The following is a 788-nucleotide window of genomic DNA, read 5'->3' as shown; positions in this document are numbered from 1 at the left end:
TGGGCTCCTTGGACACCTTGAGGTCCTTGGTCGCCTTGAACGCCTTGTACGCCCTGAGGTCCTTGGTCGCCTTGGACTCCTTGAACGCCTTGTGCGCCTTGAACGCCCTGAGGTCCTTGAGCACCTTGTACGCCTTGAACTCCCTGTGGTCCTTGGTCACCTTGGGTTCCTTGAACACCTTGTGGTCCTTGAGCACCTTGGGTTCCTTGAACACCCTGAGGTCCTTGGTCGCCTTGAACGCCTTGAACACCCTGAGGTCCTTGGTCACCTTGTGTGCCTTGAACTCCTTGAGGTCCTTGGTCGCCTTGGACTCCTTGAACTCCCTGAGGTCCTTGGTCACCTTGTGTGCCTTGAACTCCTTGAGGTCCTTGGTCGCCTTGGACTCCTTGAACTCCCTGAGGTCCTTGGTCACCTTGTGTGCCTTGAACTCCTTGAGGTCCTTGGTCGCCTTGGACTCCTTGAACTCCCTGAGGTCCTTGGTCACCTTGTGTGCCTTGAACTCCTTGAGGTCCTTGGTCGCCTTGGACTCCTTGAACTCCCTGAGGTCCTTGGTCACCTTGTGTGCCTTGAACTCCTTGAGGTCCTTGGTCGCCTTGGGCTCCCTGAACTCCTTGAGGTCCTTGATCGCCTTGAACGCCCTGAACTCCTTGAGGTCCTTGAACACCTTGGACGCCTTGAACACCCTGAGGTCCTTGATCGCCTTGTGTGCCTTGAACTCCCCGAGGTCCTTGATCGCCTTGTGTGCCTTGAACTCCCTGAGGTCCTTGATCGCCTTGGACGCCTTGAAC

Annotated in this window: 1 protein-coding gene; it reads right to left on the bottom strand. The window is 56.6% G+C overall.

The features are described 5' to 3' along the window. Positions 1-788 (bottom strand): hypothetical protein (locus WG8_RS11310; protein WP_007430312.1); only part of this gene is annotated, 788 nt, incomplete at both ends.

It is taken from the genome of Paenibacillus sp. Aloe-11 (assembly GCF_000245715.1).
In the GTDB taxonomy this organism is placed as follows: domain Bacteria; phylum Bacillota; class Bacilli; order Paenibacillales; family Paenibacillaceae; genus Paenibacillus; species Paenibacillus kribbensis.
This window is presented reverse-complemented; position numbering and strand designations above follow the sequence as displayed.